17 protein-coding genes are annotated in these 19,531 nt (G+C 74.7%); all 17 read left to right on the top strand.

From position 1 onward, the window contains the following. Nucleotides 1-14: 14 nt before the first annotated feature. The gene (locus QSK03_RS01500) at nt 15-974 is read left to right on the top strand and encodes an aspartate carbamoyltransferase catalytic subunit (RefSeq protein WP_285648578.1); all 960 of its coding nucleotides are present in this window, start codon (nt 15-17) and stop codon (nt 972-974) included. After that, nucleotides 971-2,266 (top strand): dihydroorotase, encoded by a 1,296-nt coding sequence (locus tag QSK03_RS01495; protein ID WP_285648182.1) that lies wholly within the window; start codon nt 971-973, stop codon nt 2,264-2,266. Before QSK03_RS01500 ends, QSK03_RS01495 begins: the two co-directional genes overlap by 4 nt. Continuing rightward, nucleotides 2,259-3,365 carry a glutamine-hydrolyzing carbamoyl-phosphate synthase small subunit gene (gene carA, locus QSK03_RS01490; RefSeq protein WP_285648181.1) on the top strand — a complete coding sequence of 369 codons (1,107 nt, stop codon included), beginning with the start codon at nt 2,259-2,261 and terminating at the stop codon, nt 3,363-3,365. Before QSK03_RS01495 ends, carA begins: the two co-directional genes overlap by 8 nt. Nucleotides 3,366-3,368: 3 nt before the next feature. Continuing rightward, nucleotides 3,369-6,791, top strand: a complete 3,423-nt coding sequence (carB, locus tag QSK03_RS01485) for a carbamoyl-phosphate synthase large subunit (protein WP_285648180.1) — start codon at nt 3,369-3,371, stop codon at nt 6,789-6,791. Next, entirely contained in the window at nt 6,788-7,732 is a 945-nt protein-coding gene (pyrF, locus tag QSK03_RS01480; RefSeq protein WP_285648179.1) for an orotidine-5'-phosphate decarboxylase, read from the top strand. Before carB ends, pyrF begins: the two co-directional genes overlap by 4 nt. 199 nt (nt 7,733-7,931) lie before the next feature. Then, nucleotides 7,932-8,249 (top strand): integration host factor, actinobacterial type, encoded by a 318-nt coding sequence (mihF, locus tag QSK03_RS01475; protein WP_133830239.1) that lies wholly within the window; start codon nt 7,932-7,934, stop codon nt 8,247-8,249. A gap of 40 nt (nt 8,250-8,289) precedes the next feature. Continuing rightward, entirely contained in the window at nt 8,290-8,928 is a 639-nt protein-coding gene (gmk, locus tag QSK03_RS01470) for a guanylate kinase (protein ID WP_285648577.1), read from the top strand. Beyond that, nucleotides 8,925-9,206 (top strand): DNA-directed RNA polymerase subunit omega, encoded by a 282-nt coding sequence (gene rpoZ, locus QSK03_RS01465; RefSeq protein ID WP_285648178.1) that lies wholly within the window; start codon nt 8,925-8,927, stop codon nt 9,204-9,206. The genes gmk and rpoZ overlap by 4 nt, the downstream gene beginning before the upstream one ends. 2 nt (nt 9,207-9,208) lie before the next feature. Continuing rightward, nucleotides 9,209-10,450, top strand: coding sequence for a bifunctional phosphopantothenoylcysteine decarboxylase/phosphopantothenate--cysteine ligase CoaBC (coaBC, locus tag QSK03_RS01460; protein ID WP_285648177.1), 1,242 nt, complete (start codon nt 9,209-9,211; stop codon nt 10,448-10,450). 134 nt (nt 10,451-10,584) lie between these two features. Continuing rightward, nucleotides 10,585-11,781 carry a methionine adenosyltransferase gene (gene metK, locus QSK03_RS01455; RefSeq protein WP_285648576.1) on the top strand — a complete coding sequence of 399 codons (1,197 nt, stop codon included), beginning with the start codon at nt 10,585-10,587 and terminating at the stop codon, nt 11,779-11,781. Nucleotides 11,782-12,255: 474 nt separating this feature from the next. After that, on the top strand, nt 12,256-14,358 hold the full coding sequence (locus tag QSK03_RS01450) for a primosomal protein N' (protein ID WP_285648176.1): 2,103 nt from the start codon (nt 12,256-12,258) through the stop codon (nt 14,356-14,358). A 48-nt stretch (nt 14,359-14,406) separates the two neighbouring features. Further along, nucleotides 14,407-14,970, top strand: a complete 564-nt coding sequence (locus QSK03_RS01445; protein ID WP_285648175.1) for a TIGR03086 family metal-binding protein — start codon at nt 14,407-14,409, stop codon at nt 14,968-14,970. Nucleotides 14,971-15,061: 91 nt separating this feature from the next. Next, entirely contained in the window at nt 15,062-15,613 is a 552-nt protein-coding gene (def, locus tag QSK03_RS01440) for a peptide deformylase (RefSeq protein ID WP_285648174.1), read from the top strand. Between the two features lie 3 nt (nt 15,614-15,616). Then, nucleotides 15,617-16,543, top strand: coding sequence for a methionyl-tRNA formyltransferase (gene fmt, locus QSK03_RS01435; protein WP_285648173.1), 927 nt, complete (start codon nt 15,617-15,619; stop codon nt 16,541-16,543). 28 nt (nt 16,544-16,571) lie between these two features. After that, nucleotides 16,572-18,062, top strand: coding sequence for an RsmB/NOP family class I SAM-dependent RNA methyltransferase (locus QSK03_RS01430; protein WP_285648172.1), 1,491 nt, complete (start codon nt 16,572-16,574; stop codon nt 18,060-18,062). A gap of 77 nt (nt 18,063-18,139) precedes the next feature. Further along, nucleotides 18,140-18,808 (top strand): ribulose-phosphate 3-epimerase, encoded by a 669-nt coding sequence (rpe, locus tag QSK03_RS01425; RefSeq protein ID WP_285648575.1) that lies wholly within the window; start codon nt 18,140-18,142, stop codon nt 18,806-18,808. A 91-nt stretch (nt 18,809-18,899) separates the two neighbouring features. Continuing rightward, nucleotides 18,900-19,529 (top strand): riboflavin synthase, encoded by a 630-nt coding sequence (locus QSK03_RS01420; RefSeq protein WP_285648171.1) that lies wholly within the window; start codon nt 18,900-18,902, stop codon nt 19,527-19,529. Nucleotides 19,530-19,531 lie beyond the last annotated feature (2 nt).

The raw sequence follows: 19,531 nt of genomic DNA, 5'->3' as shown, positions 1-19,531 counted from the left end.
AGACCGGCATCGGCCTGCGCCACCTCCTGTCGACCGAGGGCCTGCGGCGCGCCCAGGCCGAGGCGCTGCTGGACACCGCCGCGGGCATGGAGCAGGCGCTCACCGGCCGCGCCGTGCGCAAGCTGCCGACGCTGCGCGGACGCACCGTCGTCACGCTGTTCTACGAGAACTCCACCCGCACCCGGGTCTCCTTCGAGGTCGCCGGCAAGTGGATGAGCGCCGACACGATCAACGTCAGCGCCTCGGCGAGTTCGGTCAGCAAGGGCGAGTCCCTGCGCGACACGGCCGCGACGCTCGGCGCGGCCGGCGCCGACTGCCTCGTCGTGCGCCACCCCGCCTCGGGCGCCCCGCACCGCATCGCGGCCTGGCTCGACCGGGTCGGGCACTCCCACCTCGGCCGCGAGGGCCACGTCGCGGTGATCAACGCCGGCGACGGCACCCACGAGCACCCCAGCCAGGCGCTGCTCGACGCGGCCACCCTGCGCACGCGGCTCGGTCAGGTCGACGGCGCGCACGTCGCGGTCGTCGGCGACGTGCTGCACAGCCGCGTCGCCCGCTCCAACGCCCACCTGCTGGCGACGCTCGGCGCCCGGGTGACGCTCGTGGCGCCGCCGACCCTGCTCCCGGTCGGGGTCGCCGACTGGCCGGTGACCGTCGCGCACGACCTCGACGCCGTCCTCGACCAAGGTCCGGACGCCGTCATGATGCTGCGCGTCCAGGCCGAGCGGATGCACGGCGGGTTCTTCCCCTCCGCCCGCGAGTACGCGGTGCGGTTCGGGCTGTCCCAGCCGCGCGCCGACCGCCTGCCCGACCACGCCGTCGTCCTGCACCCGGGTCCGGCCGTCCGCGGCATGGAGATCGCCAGCTCGGTCGCCGACTCGAGCCGCGCGGCGATCACCGAGCAGGTCACCGCCGGGGTGCACGTGCGGATGGCGATCCTCTATCACCTGCTCGCCGGGGAGGACGTGGCGTGACCACCACCAGGATCCGGGGCGCGCGACCGTACGGGGAGGACGCAGCAGACCTCCACGTCCGCGACGGCCTGCTCGTCGACGCGGTGGACGACCCCGACGAGACCCTCGACGCCGACGGCCTGATCGCGCTCCCCGGCCTCGTCGACCTCCACACCCACCTGCGCGAGCCCGGCGGTGAGGAGGCCGAGACCGTCGGGACGGGGTCGGCGGCCGCCGCGCTGGGCGGCTACACCGCCGTGTTCGCGATGCCGAACACCGACCCGGTCGCCGACTCGCCGGTGGTCGTCGAGCACGTCTGGCGCCGCGGACGCGAGGTCGGCCTGGTCGACGTCCACCCCGTCGGCGCCGTCACCGTCGGGCTCGAGGGCGCCAAGCTCGCCGAGATGGGCATGATGGCCGCCTCGCCCGCCCGGGTGCGGATGTTCTCCGACGACGGCCGCTGCGTGAACGACCCGCTGGTGATGCGACGGGCCCTCGAGTACGCCCGCGCCCTGGACGCCGTGGTGGCCCAGCATGCCGAGGACCACCGGCTCACGGTCGGGGCGCAGGCGCACGAGGGTCCCGTCGCGGCGCGGCTGGGGCTCGCCGGCTGGGACCCGGCGGCCGAGGAGTCGATCGTCGCGCGCGACGTGATGCTCGCCGCGGCCGCTGGGGCGCGGCTGCACGTCTGTCACCTGTCGACGGCACGCTCCGCGGAGATCCTGCGGTGGGCCCGGGAGCGCTACGACGTCCGGGTGTCCGCCGAGGTCACCCCGCACCACCTGCTGCTCACCGACACCGCGGCGCAGGACTACGACCCGGTGCACAAGGTCAACCCGCCGCTGCGCCCCGACGCCGACACGCAAGCGCTGCGTCGCGCACTCGCCGACGGGACGGTCGACTGCGTGGCCACCGACCACGCCCCGCACGCCGTGGAGGCCAAGGACTGTGAGTGGTCCGCGGCCCGACCCGGCATGCTGGGGCTGCAGACGGCGCTACCGGTGGTGGCGACGACGATGGTCGCCACCGGCCTGCTCGACTGGCGCGGCGTGGCGCGGGTGTGCAGCGAGGCCCCCGCGCGCATCGCGGGGCTGGGAGACCAGGGCCGCCCCCTGAGGGCGGGCGAGCCGGCGACGCTGACACTGGTCGACCCGGACGCCGCCTGGACGGTCCGGGGCGCCACGCTGGCGAGCCGGGCGGAGAACACCCCTTATGAGGGGACGGAGATGCCGGTCTCCGTGGTGCACACCATGCTGCGGGGCCGGTGGACGGTGCGGGACGGTGCAGTGAACGGAGTGGAGAACCATGGATGAGGCGGTGCTCGTCCTCGAGGACGGCAGCCTCCACCGCGGCGAGGCGTTCGGGGCCCGCGGACGCACGCTGGGCGAGGCGGTGTTCGCCACGGGGATGACTGGCTACCAGGAGACGCTGACCGACCCCAGCTACCACCGGCAGATCGTCGTGGCCACCGCGCCGCACATCGGCAACACCGGGTGGAACGACGAGGACGACGAGTCGGGCGCGATCCAGGTCGCGGGCTACGTGGTGCGCGACCCCGCCCGCCGCCCGTCGAACTGGCGCTCCCGGCGCGGCCTGCCCGAGGAGCTCGCCCGCCAGGGCGTCGTCGGGCTGGCCGGCGTCGACACCCGCGCGATCACGCGGCGGCTCCGCGAGGCGGGCTCGATGCGCGCCGGGATCTTCTCCGGCGACGCGCTCGGCGACGCGACGACGATGCGCGCGGAGGTGCTCGACAGCCCGCCGATGGCCGGCGCGGACCTCGCGGGCGCGGTGACGACCCGCGAGCCCTACACGGTCCCGGCCGCGGGGGAGACCCGCTTCCGCGTCGCGGCGCTCGACCTCGGCATCAAGGCCAACACACCTCGGATGCTCGCCGCGCGCGGCATCGAGACCCGCGTGCTGCCGTCGTCGGCGACCATCGAGGAGCTGTTGGACGGCTCGCCGGACGGCGTGTTCCTCTCCAACGGCCCCGGCGACCCCGCGACGGCCGACCAGGCCGTCGCCCTCACCGCCGAGGTGCTCCGCCGCGAGGTGCCGCTGTTCGGCATCTGCTTCGGCAACCAGATCCTCTCCCGCGCGCTCGGGCTGGGGACCTACAAGATGCGCTACGGGCACCGCGGGATCAACGTCCCGGTCGTCGACCACACGACCGGCGCGGTGGCCATCACCAGCCAGAACCACGGGTTCGCCGTCGCCGGCGAGCCGGGGGCCCGGGTGGACTCGCCGTTCGGCACCGTCCACCTGAGCCACTCCTGCCCGAACGACGGCACCGTCGAGGGCGTGACCTGCGAAGGCGTCCCGGCCCTCAGCGTCCAGTACCACCCGGAGGCCGCGGCCGGTCCGCACGACGCGGCCGACCTCTTCGACCGATTCGCGGATCTGATGGGGAAGTAACGCATGCCGCGCCGCGAGGACATCCACCACGTCCTGGTCATCGGCTCCGGCCCGATCGTCATCGGTCAGGCCTGCGAGTTCGACTACTCGGGCACCCAGGCCTGCCGCGTCCTGCGGGAGGAGGGCCTGCGCGTCTCGCTGGTCAACTCGAACCCGGCGACGATCATGACGGACCCGGAGTACGCCGACGCCACCTACGTCGAACCGATCACCGTCGAGCACGTCACCAAGGTCATCGAGGCCGAGCGGCCGGACGCGCTGCTCGCCACCCTCGGTGGTCAGACCGCGCTCAACACGGCGATCGCCCTGCACGACGCCGGGGTGCTCGAGCGCTACGGCGTCGAGCTGATCGGCGCCGACATCGACGCGATCCAGCGGGGCGAGGACCGCCTCAAGTTCAAGGACATCGTCCGGCAGATCGGCGGCGACGTGCCGCGCTCGGAGGTCTGCCACTCGATGGCCGAGGTCCGGGCCACCGTCGAGGAGGTCGGGCTCCCGGTCGTCATCCGCCCCAGCTTCACCATGGGCGGGCTCGGGTCGGGCCTGGCCTACACCCCCGAGGAGCTCGAGCGCCTCGCCGGCAACGGCCTGGCCGCGAGCCCGGTGCACGAGGTCCTCATCGAGGAGTCGGTGCTCGGGTGGAAGGAGTTCGAGCTCGAGCTCATGCGCGACGGTGCGGACAACGTCGTCGTCGTCTGCTCGATCGAGAACGTCGACCCGATGGGCGTGCACACCGGCGACTCGGTGACGGTCGCGCCCGCGCTGACGCTGACCGACCGCGAGTACCAGGTCATGCGCGACACCGGCATCGCCGTGCTGCGCGCGGTGGGCGTCGAGACCGGCGGCTGCAACATCCAGTTCGCGGTGCACCCGACCACCGGGCGCCTGGTCGTCATCGAGATGAACCCCAGGGTCAGCCGGTCGAGCGCGCTGGCGTCCAAGGCCACCGGCTTCCCGATCGCGAAGATCGCCGCCCGGCTCGCCGTCGGCTACACGCTCGACGAGATCACCAACGACATCACCGGCGAGACCCCGGCGAGCTTCGAGCCGACCCTGGACTACGTCGTGGTCAAGGTGCCGCGGTTCGCCTTCGAGAAGTTCCCCGGTGCGGACCCGACCCTGACCACCACCATGAAGTCGGTCGGCGAGGCGATGGCGCTGGGCCGCAGCTTCGGCGAGGCGCTGAACAAGGCGCTGCGCTCGGCGGAGACCAAGGCGCTGGGGTTCTGGACGCTGCCGGACCCCTCGGACGATCCCGCGCCGGGAGACGAAGGGCCGCGGAGCTCGACCATGGAGGCAGCGCTGCACCAGGCGTCGCTGCCGCGCGACGGGCGGCTCTACGCCGTCGAGCGCGCCCTGCGGCTCGGGGCGAGCGTCGACCAGGTCAGCGAGGCCTCGGGCATCGACGCCTGGTTCGTCGAGCAGATCGAGGGGCTCGTGGCGCTGCGCGCCGAGATCGCCGAGGCCCCCGTGCTCGACCAGGCGCTGCTGCGCCGGGCCAAGCGCTCCGGGCTCTCCGACGCCCAGATCGCCGCCGTGCGCCCGGAGCTCGCCGGCGAGGAGGGCGTCCGGGCCCTGCGCCACCGCCTCGGGGTGCGCCCGGTCTACAAGACCGTCGACACCTGCGCCGCCGAGTTCGCCGCCCGCACGCCGTACCACTACTCGGCCTACGAGTCCGACCCCGCGGCCGAGACCGAGGTCGTGCCGCAGACGGTGAAGCCCAAGGTGATCATCCTCGGCTCGGGGCCGAACCGGATCGGGCAGGGCATCGAGTTCGACTACTCCTGCGTGCACGCCGCGACCTCGCTGCGCGCGGCGGGCTTCGAGACCGTGATGCTGAACTGCAACCCCGAGACGGTCTCCACCGACTACGACACCTCCGACCGCCTCTACTTCGAGCCCCTCACCGAGGAGGACGTGCTCGAGGTGGTGCACGCCGAGCAGGTCTCGGGGGAGGGCGGCCCGGGGCTGGTCGGGGTGGTCGTGCAGCTGGGCGGCCAGACCCCGCTGAAGCTCGCCGCCGGCCTGGAGGCCGCCGGGGTGCCGGTGGTCGGCACGCCGCCCGCGGCGATCGACCTCGCCGAGGAGCGCGGCGCGTTCGGTCGGGTGCTCGACGACGCCGAGCTGCCCGCGCCGCCCTACGGCACGGCCACCAGCTTCGACGGGGCCCGCGAGATCGCCGCGTCGATCGGCTACCCCGTGCTCGTCCGCCCGTCCTACGTGCTCGGCGGGCGCGGCATGGAGATCGTCTACGACGACGAGACCCTCCGCGACTACATCGCCCGCGCCACCGAGGTCACCCCCGACCACCCGGTGCTGGTCGACCGCTTCCTCGACGACGCCATCGAGATCGACGTCGACGCGCTGTGCGACGCCGACGGGGAGGTCTACCTCGGCGGCGTGATGGAGCACATCGAGGAGGCCGGGGTGCACTCCGGCGACTCCTCGTGCGCCCTGCCGCCGATCACGCTCGGCGTCGCGGAGCTCGAGACGGTGCGGGCCTCGACGGTCGCGCTGGCCCGCCGCCTGGGCGTGCTGGGGCTGATGAACGTCCAGTACGCCCTCAAGGACGACGTCCTGTTCGTGCTCGAGGCGAACCCGCGGGCCTCGCGCACCGTCCCGTTCGTCTCCAAGGCCACCGGCGTGCCGCTGGCCGGCGCCGCCTCGCGGATCATGCTCGGGGCGACCGTCGCGGGGCTGCGCGCGGAGGGCGTCCTGCCCGCCCTCGGCGACGGGGCCGACCTGCCCCGCGAGCACCCGGTGGCGGTCAAGGAGGCCGTGCTGCCGTTCCACCGCTTCCGGCGCCCGGACGGGCGCGGCGTGGACTCGCTGCTGGGTCCCGAGATGAAGTCGACCGGTGAGGTCATGGGCATCGACCGCGCCTTCGCGACGGCGTTCGCGAAGTCGCAGGCCGCCGCGTCGGGCCCGCTGCCGGTGCGCGGCACGGTGTTCGTCTCGGTGGCCAACCGGGACAAGCGCTCGCTGATCTTCCCGGTCAAGCGCCTCGCCGACCTCGGGTTCGCCATCCTCGCGACCGCGGGCACCGCCAGCGTGCTCGAGCGAAACGGCATCCCGTGCGAGGTGGTGCGCAAGCACTTCGAGGGCGCCGAGGGGCAGTCGACGATCCTCGACAAGATCGCCGCCGGCGAGGTCGACCTCGTGGTCAACACCCCCGTCGGCCACTCCGGGCCCCGCATCGACGGCTACGAGATCCGCGCCGCGTGCCTGGACCTCGGCATCCCGTGCGTCACGACCGTCCAGGGTGCGGCGGCCGCCGTGCAGGCCGTCGAGGCCGCGATCCGGGGCGAGGTAGCGGTGACGCCGCTCCAGACCTTCCACGAGCGGCTCGCCAAGGCCCGGGCGGAGCGGGTCGCGTCCAACGGCGCCGGGCCGGCGCCGTCGCGGGTCACGGTGGCGGGCTCGTGAGCCCCACCGGTCCGAGGGCGGCGTTCCGCACGCGGCTGCGCGAGGCCGTCGAGGCCCACGGGCCGCTGTGTGTCGGGATCGACCCGCACCCGGGCCTGCTGTCGGCGTGGGGTCTCGACGCCGACCCGGCGGGCGTCGAGCGGTTCGCCCGCGGCGTCGTCGAGGCGCTCGCCGGGCACGTGGCGCTGTTCAAGCCGCAGGTCGCGCTGTTCGAGGTGTACGGGTCCGCCGGCCTCGGCGCCCTCGAGCGCGCGCTGGCCGACGCCCGGGAGGCCGGGGCCCTCACGCTCGCCGACGCCAAGCGCGGCGACATCGGCTCGACGATGGCCGGCTACGCCCGCGCCTGGCTCGGCGACGACGCGCCGCTGGCCGCCGACGCGGTGACGCTCTCGCCCTACCTCGGGGTCGGCGCGCTCGCCCCGGCGCTCGACCTCGCCGTCGCCACCGGCCGTGGCGTGTTCGTCCTGGCCCGGACCTCGAACCCGGAGGCGTCGGGGGTCCAGTCGGCCCAGGCGTGGGTGGCGGGGCCCGGGGGGTCTCCGCCTGACACGCAGCGCAGCGGAGCTGGACATCGCCGCATGCGGGAGGTGGCCCAGTCGGTGGTGGACGCCCTCGCCGACCACAACGCCGCGCACGCGGGCGGGCTCGGCGACGGGTCGGCCGGCGCGGTCGTGGGGCTCACCCGCGGCACGACCGGCCGCGACCACGGCCTGGATCTCGCCGCGCTGGGCGGCCCTGTGCTCGTGCCGGGGCTGGGTGCCCAGGGGGGCACGCCCGCCGACGTGGCCGCGGTGTTCGGAGCCTCGGGTCCGTCCGGCGCGCTCGGGGAGGCCGGTGGACCGGTCGTCCCGGTGAGCGCACGGGAGGTGCTCACCGCCGGCCCCGACCACGGAGCGCTGAGAGCCGCGGTCGGCGCGCTGAACGGGTCGCTCACCGGGTAGACCGTCCGCGTGGGTGCCCTCCGTCCGACGATCACGGCCGGTGGGCGCGACGGCCGTCCGACCTGCGGACACTCCGGCCCCACGGACTGTCGACGTCGGCCGCGCGCGGTACGTTCGCCATCACTGGTCAAGCCATTCGCCACCACGGCGCCCGGTCCGCGAGGGCCGGAGCCCGTCGTCACGACCCCCGGAGGAGAACGTGGCATTACCCGAGCTGACCGAGGAGCAGCGGGCCGCGGCGCTGGAGAAGGCCGCCGCCGCTCGCCGTGCCCGGGCCGAGCTCAAGGAGCGGCTCAAGCGCGGAGGCACCAGCCTCTCGGAGGTGCTCGAGCAGGCCGACTCGGACGAGGTGCTCGGCAAGATGAAGGTCTCGGCGCTGCTGGAGGCCATGCCGGGCGTGGGCAAGGTCCGCGCACAGCAGATCATGGAGCGCCTGGAGATCGCCCCGAGCCGCCGTCTGCGCGGCCTGGGCGAGCGCCAGCGCAAGGCGCTGCTCGACGAGTTCTCCGGCGAGTGAGCCGGTGACCGCACCCCCGGACCACGGGCCCGGCCGGCTGATGGTGCTGGCCGGGCCCTCGGGGGTCGGCAAGAGCACGGTAGTGGCCGAGCTCCGCCGCATCCGTGCGCCGTTGTGGTTCAGCGTGTCCGCGACCACCCGGGCCGCCCGGCCCGGGGAGGTCGACGGGCGCGACTACCACTTCGTCGACGCGGCGGAGTTCGACCGCATGATCACCGAAGGCGAGCTGCTCGAGTGGGCCGAGATCCACGGCGGCATGCACCGCTCGGGCACGCCGCGGGCGCCGGTGGACGCGCACCTGTCCCGCGGCGAGCCGGTGCTGCTCGAGCTGGATCTCGCGGGTGCGCGCGCCGTCCGGTCCCAGCGCCCCGACGCGCTGTTCGTCTTCCTCGAGCCCCCCTCGTGGGAGGTGCTCGTCGGCCGCCTCATCGGCCGGGGCACCGAGGCGACGGAGGTCGTCGACCGCCGCCTGGCCACCGCGCGCGAGGAACTGGCCGCGAGCACCGAGTTCGACGTCACCGTCGTCAACCACGACGTCGGGGAGACCGCGCGGCGGTTGGTAGAGTTGAGCGCTGGTCCTCCCGTCAGCCGCGCCGGCCGGGAGGCCGTGCCGACGGCGTCATCAGCACCGTCGGACCGATCACCATCCGGCGCGACCCCTGCAGGAGCGAGCGAGTGAGCATTTCCACCGGACGGCCCGGCAGCATCCTCGAGGGCCCGGAGGGCATCACCAACCCTCCGATCGACGAGCTGCTGGAGACGGTGAGCTCCAAGTACGCGCTGGTCATCTACGCGGCCAAGCGCGCCCGTCAGATCAACGACTACTACGCCCAGCTGGGCGAGGGCCTGCTCGAGTACGTGGGCCCGCTCGTCGAGCCCGGCCCGCGCGAGAAGCCGCTGTCGGTGGCCATGCGCGAGATCCACTCCGGCCTGCTCGAGCACACCGAGGGCGAGTAGCGGTGGCCGACCCCCGGGAGATCGTCCTCGGGGTCTCGGGCGGCATCGCCGCCTACAAGGCCTGCGAGGTGCTGAGGCGCCTGCGCGAGGCCGGCAACCACGTCCAGGTGGTGGCCACCCGGTCGGCGCTGGAGTTCATCGGCGCCGCGACCTTCGAGGCCCTCTCGGGCCGCCCCGTGCTCTCCGGAGTCTTCGAGAACGTGCCCGAGGTCGAGCACGTCGCCTTGGGGCGGCGCGCCGACCTCGTCGTGCTGGTCCCCGCGACGGCGGACCTGCTGGCCCGCGCGGCCCAGGGCCGCGCAGACGACCTGCTGACCTCGACGCTGCTCACCGCGCGATGTCCGGTGCTCGCCGTGCCCGCGATGCACACCGAGATGTGGGAGCACCCCGCGACGGTCGACAACGTTGCCACCCTGCGCCGCCGGGGCACCGTCGTCCTCGAGCCCGCCTCCGGGCGCCTGACCGGCGCCGACACCGGCCCGGGCCGCCTGCCCGAACCGGCCGAGATCGCCGAGTTCGCCCGCCTCCTGCTCGAGTGGGGCTCGACACAGGGCACGACCGGCGAGCCCTTCCCGCTGCCGCGCGACCTCGAGGGCCGCCGCGTGGTCGTCTCCGCAGGCGGTACGGCCGAGCCGCTCGACCCGGTGCGCACCCTGGGCAACCGCTCGTCGGGGCGCCAGGGCTACGCGCTCGCCCGCGTCGCGGCCCAGCGCGGCGCCGAGGTCACCCTCGTCGCGGGCACCATCGCCGACCTCGAGCCGCCCGCAGCCGTCGCGATTCGCCGCGTGCAGACCACCCGCGAGATGCGTGACGCCGTGCTGGACGCCGCCAAGGCCGCCGACGTCGTGGTGATGGCCGCCGCAGTCTCGGATTTCCGGCCCGCGTCGATGTCCGCCGGCAAGATCAAGAAGGGGGAGGAGGCCCCCTCCATCCCCCTCGAGTTCAATCCGGACATCCTCCGCGAGCTCGTCACCGAGGACGTCCCGCGGCGCCTCGTCGTGGGCTTCGCGGCCGAGACCGGCGACGACCACGGCTCGGTGCTCGAGTACGCCCGCGCGAAGCTCGAGCGCAAGGGCTGCGACCTGCTCGTCGTCAACGCCGTGGGCGCCGGGAAGGCCTTCGAGGTCGAGGACAACGAGGGCTGGCTGCTGGGGGCCGACGGCTCATCCCAGCCCCTCCCGATGGGGTCGAAGGCCGCCCTCGCCGCCCGGGTGTGGGACGCCGTCGCCGAACGGCTGCGCTGAACGGGCCAATCTCACGAACCCGTCCATGAACACAACCGTTCTGTGACAGGCGTGGCATTCACCCAGGTCAGGCCGCTCGCGTTCACCGGGGGAGCCGTTAGTGTGGACGGGTCCCATTGTCGAGGCAGGGAGAGATTGTGCCCGCTAGGCGTCTGTTCACCAGCGAATCCGTCACCGAGGGCCACCCGGACAAGATCTGCGACGCAGTCAGCGACGGCATCCTGGACGCCCTGCTGGCCCAGGACCCCAAGTCGCGCGTGGCGGTCGAGACGATGGTCACGACGGGCCAGGTGCACGTCGCCGGCGAGGTGACCACCAACGCCCAGGTCAACTACGTGGACGTCGTCCGCAAGACGATCCTGGACATCGGCTACGACTCGTCGGCCAAGGGCTTCGACGGCGAGAGCTGCGGCGTCTCGATCTCCATCGGCGCGCAGTCCAAGGACATCGCGCAGGGCGTCGACGAGGGCTACGAGACCCGCGTCGAGGGCTCCGAGGACGAGATCGCCAAGCAGGGTGCCGGCGACCAGGGCCTCATGTTCGGCTACGCCGACGCCGACACCCCCGAGCTGATGCCGCTGCCCATCGGGCTCGCGCACCGGCTCGCCCGCAAGCTGACCGCGGTCCGGCGCGACGGCACGCTGCCGTACCTGCGCCCGGACGGGAAGACCCAGGTCACCATCGCCTACGACGGCGACAAGCCCGTCGGCGTCGAGACCGTGGTCCTGTCGACGCAGCACGCTGCCGACATCGACCTGGACAACCTGCTGGCGCCGGACATCCGGTCCAAGGTCATCAACCCGGTGCTCGAGGGGATCGACCTCGACTCGTCGAACACCCGCGTGCTGGTCAACCCGACCGGCCGCTTCGTCACCGGCGGTCCCATGGGTGACGCAGGCCTGACCGGCCGCAAGATCATCGTCGACACCTACGGCGGCTACGCCCGCCACGGCGGCGGCGCCTTCTCGGGCAAGGACCCGTCGAAGGTCGACCGCTCGGCCTGCTACGCGATGCGCTGGGTGGCGAAGAACGTCGTCGCCGCCGGCCTGGCCAAGCGCGCCGAGGTCCAGGTCGCCTACGCGATCGGCAAGGCCGAGCCCGTGGGTGTCTTCCTCGAGACCTTCGGCACCGCCAACGTCGACCCGGCGAAGATCGAGAAGGCCATCCACGAGGTCTTCGACCTGCGCCCGGGTGCGATCGTGCGCGACCTGCAGCTCCTGCGCCCGATCTACCAGCCGACCGCGGCGTACGGCCACTTCGGCCGCGACGACATCGACCTCCCCTGGGAGCGCACCGACCGCGCGGACGCCCTGAAGTCGATCGCGAGCTGACGAGGCTCGCGGTGTTCGAGCGCTGCGGCTTTCCTGGCGTCTGACGCCAGGATCGCCACATCCTCGCCAGTACGACACGCCGGCCCGGCTCACCCTCGCGGTGCGCCGGGCCGGCGTGTGTCTGCTGTGTCCGCGTGGTCGGCGTGGTCGGCGTGGTCGGCGTGGTCGGCGTCGTCCGGGATGGTCGTGTCGGCCTGGCGTCACGCTGGCGTTCAACGTCAGGAAAGCCACCAGCTCGCGGGCAGGCACCATCGCGGGCCGCTCGAGCCTTCCGCGCGGGCGCGAAGATCAGGGGCGTCACACTGCACCCTCGCGCGTCCACCCGGTGCGTGACGACGCCCGTGATCTCCCACCCGGTGCGTGGCCAGGGCGAGAGGCACCTCGCACATGATCGACAGACCCCGCAAGCTGCGGAACGTGCCGCTCGCGCGGGCGTGACCGGGCACGTCCGACCGCTCTGGTAGACGTGGCGGCGTGACGGGCGAGACGGGCGACGCGCTGTTCGCGGCCCCGCCCGTCCCCGAGAAGAAGCCCGCGCCGGAGACCAAGCCAGGGCCGGAGAAGAAGCCCGCCGAGAAGAAGGCCCGCCGCAACGAGCGCCTGCCGGCCAACGAGCATCCCGTGGCCCGGGTCGCCGTCGACGTCAACCTCGCTCACCTCGACCGCGCCTTCGACTACCAGGTCCCCGAGCAGCTCGCGGCCGAGGCCGTGTCCGGCGCGCGGGTGCGGGTGCGGTTCGCCGGCCGGCTGGTCGACGGGTTCGTGCTCGCGCGCGAGGACACCAGCGAGCACACCGGACCCCTCGGCTGGCTGGAGAAGGTCGTCTCGCCCGAGCCGGTGCTGAGCCCCGAGCTCGCCGGGCTGTGCCGCGCGATCGCCGATCGCTACGCGGGCACGCTCGCCGACGTCCTGCGCCTCGCGGTGCCCCCGCGCCACGCCCGCGTCGAGGCCGAGACACCCCCCGAGCGCCCACGACCGCGGGCCCCGGAGCAGCACGGTTGGCACGCCTACCCGCGCGGGCCCGCGCTGCTCGAGGCCCTCCAGCAGCACCGTCCCGCCCACGCCGTCTGGCAGGCCCTGCCCGGCGAGGACTGGCCCGCGCGGCTCGCGGAGGCCGCCGCGACGACCGCCGCCGCGGGCCGGGGCGCGGTGCTCGTGGTGCCCGACCGCCGCGACCTCGACCGCGTCCAGGCCGCCTGCGAGGCCGTGGCGGGCGCGGACGCCGTCGTCGCCCTCGCCGCGGACCTCGGCCCCGCCGAGCGCTACCGCCGCTGGCTGGCCGTGGCGCGCGGCGACGTCCGCATCGTCGTCGGCACCCGGGCCACGGCGTTCGCACCGATCACCGATCCCGGGCTGATCGCGGTGTGGGACGACGGCGACGACTCGCACGCCGAGCCCCGCGCGCCCTACCCGCACGCCCGCGACGTCGCGATCACCCGCGCGCACCGCGACGGCGCGGCCCTGCTCGTCGGCGGCTTCGCCCGCACGGCGGAGGCCGCGCTGCTGGTGGCCAGCGGGTGGGCGCACGACGTCGTCGCCGACCGCGCGACGGTTCGCGCCCGCGGCCCCCGGGTGACGTCCATCGGGGAGGACGACCGCCAGCTCCTGCGCGATCCCGCCGCCCGCGCCGCCCGCATGCCCGCCGTCGCCTTCGAGGCGGCTCGGCAGGCGCTGCAGAACCACGCCCCGGTGCTTGTCCAGGTCCCGCGCCGGGGCTACCTGCCCGCCGTGGCCTGCGCGACGTGCCGCGAGCCCGCCCGGTGCCGCCGCTGCGCGGGCCCGCTCGCCCTCCCGCACCACGGGGACGCGGTCCCGACCTGCCGCTGGTGCGGCCACCCGGACGCCGCCTACCGGTGCGCGGCCTGCGGGTCGTCGAAGCTGCGTGCCCTCGCCGTCGGCTCCGCCCGCACCGCCGAGGAACTGGGCCGCGCCTTCCCGCAGACGGTCGTGCGCACCTCGGGAGGGGGATCCACGGTGCTCGACACGATCGACGACGGCCCCGCCCTCGTCGTCGCCACGCCGGGCGCGGAGCCGGTCGCCCCGCACGGTTACGGCGCCGCGCTGCTCCTGGACGGCGCCGTCCTGCTCGCCCGGCCCGAGCTGCGGGCGGGGGAGGAGACCCTGCGCCGCTGGTTCGGCGCCGCGTCCCTGGTCCGGCCGACGGGCGACGGCGGACGGGTGGTCGTCGTGGCCGAGTCGTCGAACGCCGCCGTCCAGGCCCTCGTGCGCTGGGACCCCGCCGGGCACGCCGCCACCGAGCTCGCCGCCCGCGAGGAGCTCGCCCTGCCGCCCGCCGTGCGGCTGGCCGCGGTCGACGGCGCACCCGCCGCCGTCGCGGACCTCCTCGCCGCGCTGCCCGACAGCGCCGAGGTGCTGGGCCCGGTCGAGCTCCCGCCGGGGACGAAGCTCCCGGGGGCCGAGGAGCGCACCGAGGGCGCCGAGCGCTGCCTCGTCCGCGTGCCCCGCACCGAGGGCCGCACCCTCGCGAAGGACCTGCATGCCGCCCAGGCGGTGCGCTCGGCGCGCAAGGAGCGCGAGACGGTGCGCGTCCTGCTCGACCCCCTGGACCCGCTGTAGGCGCCGTGCCATTATTCAACTCAAAGGTTGAACAACGAGGAGGCGGCGATGACCGACGAGACCCCCGCGGACCGCCACCGGCGGATCGCGGCCACGTTCACCGACCGGGTGCGCGGCACCACCGACTGGGACGTCCCGACGCCGGTGCCGGACTGGACCGCGCGCGACGTCGTCGAGCACCTGACGACCTGGTTCCCGGGCTTCCTGGCCGGCTCGGGCGTCGCGCTGCCGGACGGCCCGGCCGCGGCTGACGACCCCGTCGCCGCCTGGGTGCACCAGGCCGACGCGGTCCAGGCGCTGCTGGACGACCCGGAGCAGGCGCAGCGGCCGATCGAGAACCCCCACATCGGCGCCATGACCGTCGCCGCGGCGGCCGACATGATCTACACGAACGACGTCTTCATGCACACCTGGGACCTCGCTCGTGCCACCGGTCAGGACGACCGCCTCGACTCCGCCTTCTGCGCCGTGCTCGTCGAGGGCATGGAGCCGATGGAGCAGGTCATCCGGTCGTCGGGACAGTTCGGCCCGCGGGTGCCGGTGCCCGACGACGCCGACGACCAGGCCCGCATGCTCGGCTTCATCGGCCGCGACCCCGACTGGAAGCCGTGATCCCCGCGGGCTCCTAGACTGGATGGTCGAGCGCTCCCATCCCGATGGGTCGAGCTCCGCTCCGCTCCGTCTCCCGCCTAGAGAGAGACCCATGACCGTCCAGCCCCTGCGCCTGTTCGGCGATCCCGTCCTGCGGACGCAGGCCGATCCCGTGGTCGACTTCGACCGCGAGCTCCGCACCCTCGTGGCCGACCTCCACGAGACGATGCGCGAGCAGGGCGGCGCCGGCCTCGCGGCACCCCAGATCGGCGTCGGGCTGCGCGTGTTCACCTTCGGCGCCGACGGCGTCGAGGGGCACATGGTGAACCCGACGTGGAACGCCGTCGACGGCACCGAGCAGCTCGGCCCCGAGGGGTGCCTGTCGATCCCGGGGCTGCGCTTCGACTGCCGGCGCTTCGAGCACGTCGTGGCCACCGGGTGGGACGTGCACGGCGAGCCGCAGACCGTCGAGGGCACGGCGCTGGTCGCCCGCGCCATCCAGCACGAGACCGACCACCTCGACGGCGTCCTCTTCCTCGACAAGCTGGACCCGGAGACGCGGCGGGAGGCGATGAAGGCGATCCGCCAGGCGCCGTGGTTCGACGCCGCCGCGCCGCCGACCGTCAAGACGAGCCCGCACCCGCTCTTCGGGCGAGCCCTGTAGCCCGTGCGCATCGTCTTCGCGGGCACCCCCGAGCCCGCTCTGCCGTCGCTCCGGCGCCTGCTCGACAGCGAGCGCCACGAGGTCGTCGCCGTCGTCACCCGTCCCGACGCGCCCGCCGGACGGTCGCGGCGCCCGCAGCGCAGCCCGGTCGGCGCGCTCGCCGACGAGGCGGGCGTCGCGGTCCTCACGCCCCAGAAGGCCTCGGAGCCGGACTTCCTGCGGCAGCTGACCGACCTGGCCCCGGACTGCTGCCCGGTCGTCGCCTACGGCAACCTGCTGCGCCGCGAGGCGCTCGACGTCCCGCGGCACGGCTGGGTCAACCTGCACTTCTCGCTGCTGCCGGCCTGGCGCGGCGCCGCGCCGGTGCAGGCGGCGATCCGTGCCGGCGACGAGATCACGGGCGCGAGCACGTTCGCGCTCGAGGAAGGCATGGACACCGGGCCGGTCTACGGCACGGTCACCGAGGAGATCGGGCGCCACGACACCGCCGGCGCCCTGCTCGAGCGGCTCGCGACGTCCGGCGCCGCCCTGCTCGCCAGCACGCTCGACGGCATCGAGGACGGCGAGCTCGTCGCGGTGCCCCAGCCCGCCGACGGCGTCTCGTACGCCCCGAAGGTCACCGTCGACGACGCCCGCGTGCCCTGGACCCACCCGGCCCCGGGCGTCGACCGTCTCGTGCGCGCGGTGACACCCGCACCCGGTGCGTGGACGACGTTCCGCGACGCCCGGGTCAAACTGGGCCCCGTGCTGACCACCGGCGAGGGCGGGCTCGACCCGGGCGCGATCCGCGTCGAGCGCCAGCGGGTCCTGGTCGGGACGGCCAGCGCCGTCGTCGCCCTCGGCGACGTCCAGCCCCAGGGCAAGAAGGCCATGCCCGCGGTCGACTGGGCGCGCGGCGTGCGGCCGGAGCCGGGGGAGCGGTTCACGTGACCCGAGCGAGCGCAGCAACGGGGTGCGCATGACCGACAGCTCCGTCCCGCCCGGCGGCCACCGTTCCGGCCGGGGTCCGCGCCGCAAGGACGACCGGAAACGCCGCAGCGGACCGCCCCGCGGACGTCAGGGCCCGGCACGCCCGCCGAGCGGCGACCCCGCGCGCGAGGCAGCCCTCGACACGCTGCGAGCGGTGCGCGAGGACGCCGCCTACGCGAACCTCGTCCTGCCCTCGCTGCTGCGCGAGCGCCGGATCTCCGGGCGCGACGCGGCCCTGGCCACGGATCTCGCCTACGGCGCGTGCCGCGCGCAGGGCCTCCTCGACGCGGTCCTGGCCGCGTGCTGCGACCGCCCGCTCGACAGCCTCGACGGCGTCGTCCTCGACAGCCTGCGGCTCGGCGCCCAGCAGCTGCTGCGCACGCGCATCCCCCCGCACGCGGCCGTGAGCGCCGTCGTCGAGCTGGTCCGCTCCCGGGCGGGGTCGCGTCCCACCGGGTTCGTCAACGCCGTCCTGCGCCGGGTGGGCGAGCACACCGAGCCCGAGTGGGTCGACCGGCTCGCCCCGCCCGACGCCCTCGGCCGGCTCGCGCTCGCGCACGCCCACCCGCGCTGGGTCGCGGAGGTGTTCGCCCGGGCGCTGGGGTCCGAGGACGAGCTGGGCGCCGCCCTCGCCGCCGACGACGCCCGCCCCGCGGTGCACCTCGCCGCGCGCCCGGGAGAGATATCCGCCGAGGAGCTGGCCGCGATCACCGGCGGCGAGGAGTCCCCGTACTCGCCGTACGGCGTGCTGCTCACCGAGGGCGGCGACCCCGGCGACCTCCCGCCGATCAGGGAGGGCCTCGCGGTCGTCCAGGACGAGGGCAGCCAGCTCGTGGCGCTCGTCGCCGCCCGGGCGCCCGTCACGGGCGAGGACACCCGCTGGCTCGACCTCTGCGCCGGCCCCGGGGGCAAGGCCGTGATGCTCGGGGCGCTGGCCGCGATCGAGGGGGCGACGCTCGATGCGGTCGACCGCGCCCCGCACCGCGCGCGGCTGGTCGAGCAGGCGACCGAGGGCCTGCCGGTGCGCGTGCACACCGGCGACGCGCGGGAGATCGCGCTGCCCGAGGAGCGCTACGACCGCGTGCTCGTCGACGCCCCGTGCACCGGGCTGGGCGCGCTGCGCCGCCGGCCCGAGGCCCGCTGGCGCCGGCAGCCCGGGGACGTCGAGGAGCTCGCCGAGCTGCAACGCTCGCTCCTGCACGCCGCGCTGGCCCGCACGCGCTCGGGCGGCGTCGTCACCTACGCCACCTGCTCGCCGCACCCCGACGAGACGACCGCCGTCGTCGCGGCCGTCGCCGCCGAGACCGGCGCCGAGGTGCTCGACACCCCGGCCCTGCTGCCCGAGGTCCCGGACGCGGAGGCCGTCTCCAGGGTCGAGCTCCGCTCCGCTCCGTCTCCCGCGGGCGGTCCCGGTGTCCAGCTCTGGCCCCACCGCCACGGCACGGACGCGATGTACGCGGCGGTGCTGCGGGCGCCGTAGCGACGCCACGGGCCCACCCCGCCCGGCGCAGTGGACGTGCCCGAGCCACTACCATGCGTCACGTGGCGCGCGCCCCGATGATCGCTCCGAGCATCCTGTCCGCGGACTTCGCGCGCCTCGCGGAGGAGGCGGACGCCGTCCCCGGCGCCGACTGGCTGCACGTCGACGTCATGGACGGGCACTTCGTCCCCAACCTCACCCTCGGGCTCCCGGTGGTCGAGGCGCTGGAGCGGGCGACCAGCATCCCGCTCGACTGCCACCTGATGATCAACGATCCGGACCGCTGGGCCCCCGGCTACGCCGAGGTGGGGTCGCGCAACGTCACGGTGCACGCGGAGGCCGCGCACGACCCCCGCGGTTGCGCCCGCGACATCCGCGCCGCCGGCGCGCTGGCCGGCCTGTCGGTCAAGCCGAGGACCCCGCTCGAGGACTGGATCGAGGTCCTGCGGGACTACGACACCCTGCTCGTCATGAGCGTCGAGCCGGGCTTCGGGGGCCAGAGCTTCATGCCCGAGGTGCTCGACAAGGTCCGCACCGCCCGCCGGCTCGTCGACACCGGCCACCTCCACGTCCTCGTCGAGATCGACGGCGGCATCAGCCGGGACACCGTCGAGCAGGCCGCGGAGGCCGGCGTCGACTGCTTCGTCGCGGGGTCGGCGGTGTACGGCGCCGACGACCCGGAGCGTGCGGTCGAGGCGCTGCGCGACCAGGCGGCGCGGGCGTCGGCGCACCTCGGGACGGGATGAGAGCCGGATCACGGCGGCGGTGCTGCCGGGTCAGCGCGTCGTGAGGATGATGGCTGTCGGGTCCGGGCCCGCGACCGACGAGGAGTGTGCAGTGTTCACGGGGATCGTCGAGGAGATCGGCGAGATCGTCGACGTCGTCGCCCAGGACGACGCTGCGCGGCTCCGCGTGCGCGGCCCGGTGGTGACGTCGGACGCGCGCCCGGGTGACTCGATCGCGGTCAACGGCGTGTGCCTGACGGTGGTCGATCCCGCCGACGGCGTGTTCGGCGTCGACGTCATGGGCGAGACGCTGCGCCGCTCCAGCCTGGCGGGCGCCACGGCCGGGACCCGGGTCAACCTCGAGCGGGCCGTCGCTGCCGGCGACCGGCTCGGCGGGCACATCGTGCAGGGCCACGTCGACGGCACCGCGAGCGTGGCCGAGCGCGTCGAGCACGAGGACTGGACCACGGTCCGGTTCGGGGTTCCCGACGGGCTGACCCGCTACGTCGTCGAGAAAGGCTCGATCGCCGTCGACGGCGTCAGCCTCACCGTCACCGAGGTCGACGACGTCTCGTTCGCCGTCGGCCTCATCCCGACCACGCTGCGCGAGACGACCCTGGGGGAGCGGACCGTGGGATCCACGGTCAACCTGGAGGTCGACGTGGTGGCCAAGTACGTCGAGCGGCTCGTGGGAGCCCACAGAGCCCACCAAGGTGCTCTCGACACATCGCACGGGAAGTAGGA

The organism is Actinomycetospora sp. NBRC 106375 (assembly GCF_030269665.1).
Taxonomy (GTDB): Bacteria; Actinomycetota; Actinomycetes; order Mycobacteriales; family Pseudonocardiaceae; genus Actinomycetospora.
The sequence above is the reverse complement of the archived record's forward strand: the minus strand, read 5'-3'. Positions and strand labels throughout refer to the sequence as shown.

Excerpts from the sequence above, each read along its gene's own strand:
- carA (WP_285648181.1), top strand. The coding sequence starts at position 2,259 with ATGGATGAGGCGGTGCTCGTCCTCGAGGACGGCAGCCTCCACCGCGGC.
- carB (WP_285648180.1), top strand. The coding sequence starts at position 3,369 with ATGCCGCGCCGCGAGGACATCCACCACGTCCTGGTCATCGGCTCCGGC.
- gmk (WP_285648577.1), top strand. The coding sequence starts at position 8,290 with ATGGTGCTGGCCGGGCCCTCGGGGGTCGGCAAGAGCACGGTAGTGGCC.
- QSK03_RS01445 (WP_285648175.1), top strand. The coding sequence starts at position 14,407 with ATGACCGACGAGACCCCCGCGGACCGCCACCGGCGGATCGCGGCCACG.
- def (WP_285648174.1), top strand. The coding sequence starts at position 15,062 with ATGACCGTCCAGCCCCTGCGCCTGTTCGGCGATCCCGTCCTGCGGACG.
- QSK03_RS01430 (WP_285648172.1), top strand. The coding sequence starts at position 16,572 with ATGACCGACAGCTCCGTCCCGCCCGGCGGCCACCGTTCCGGCCGGGGT.
- rpe (WP_285648575.1), top strand. The coding sequence starts at position 18,140 with ATGATCGCTCCGAGCATCCTGTCCGCGGACTTCGCGCGCCTCGCGGAG.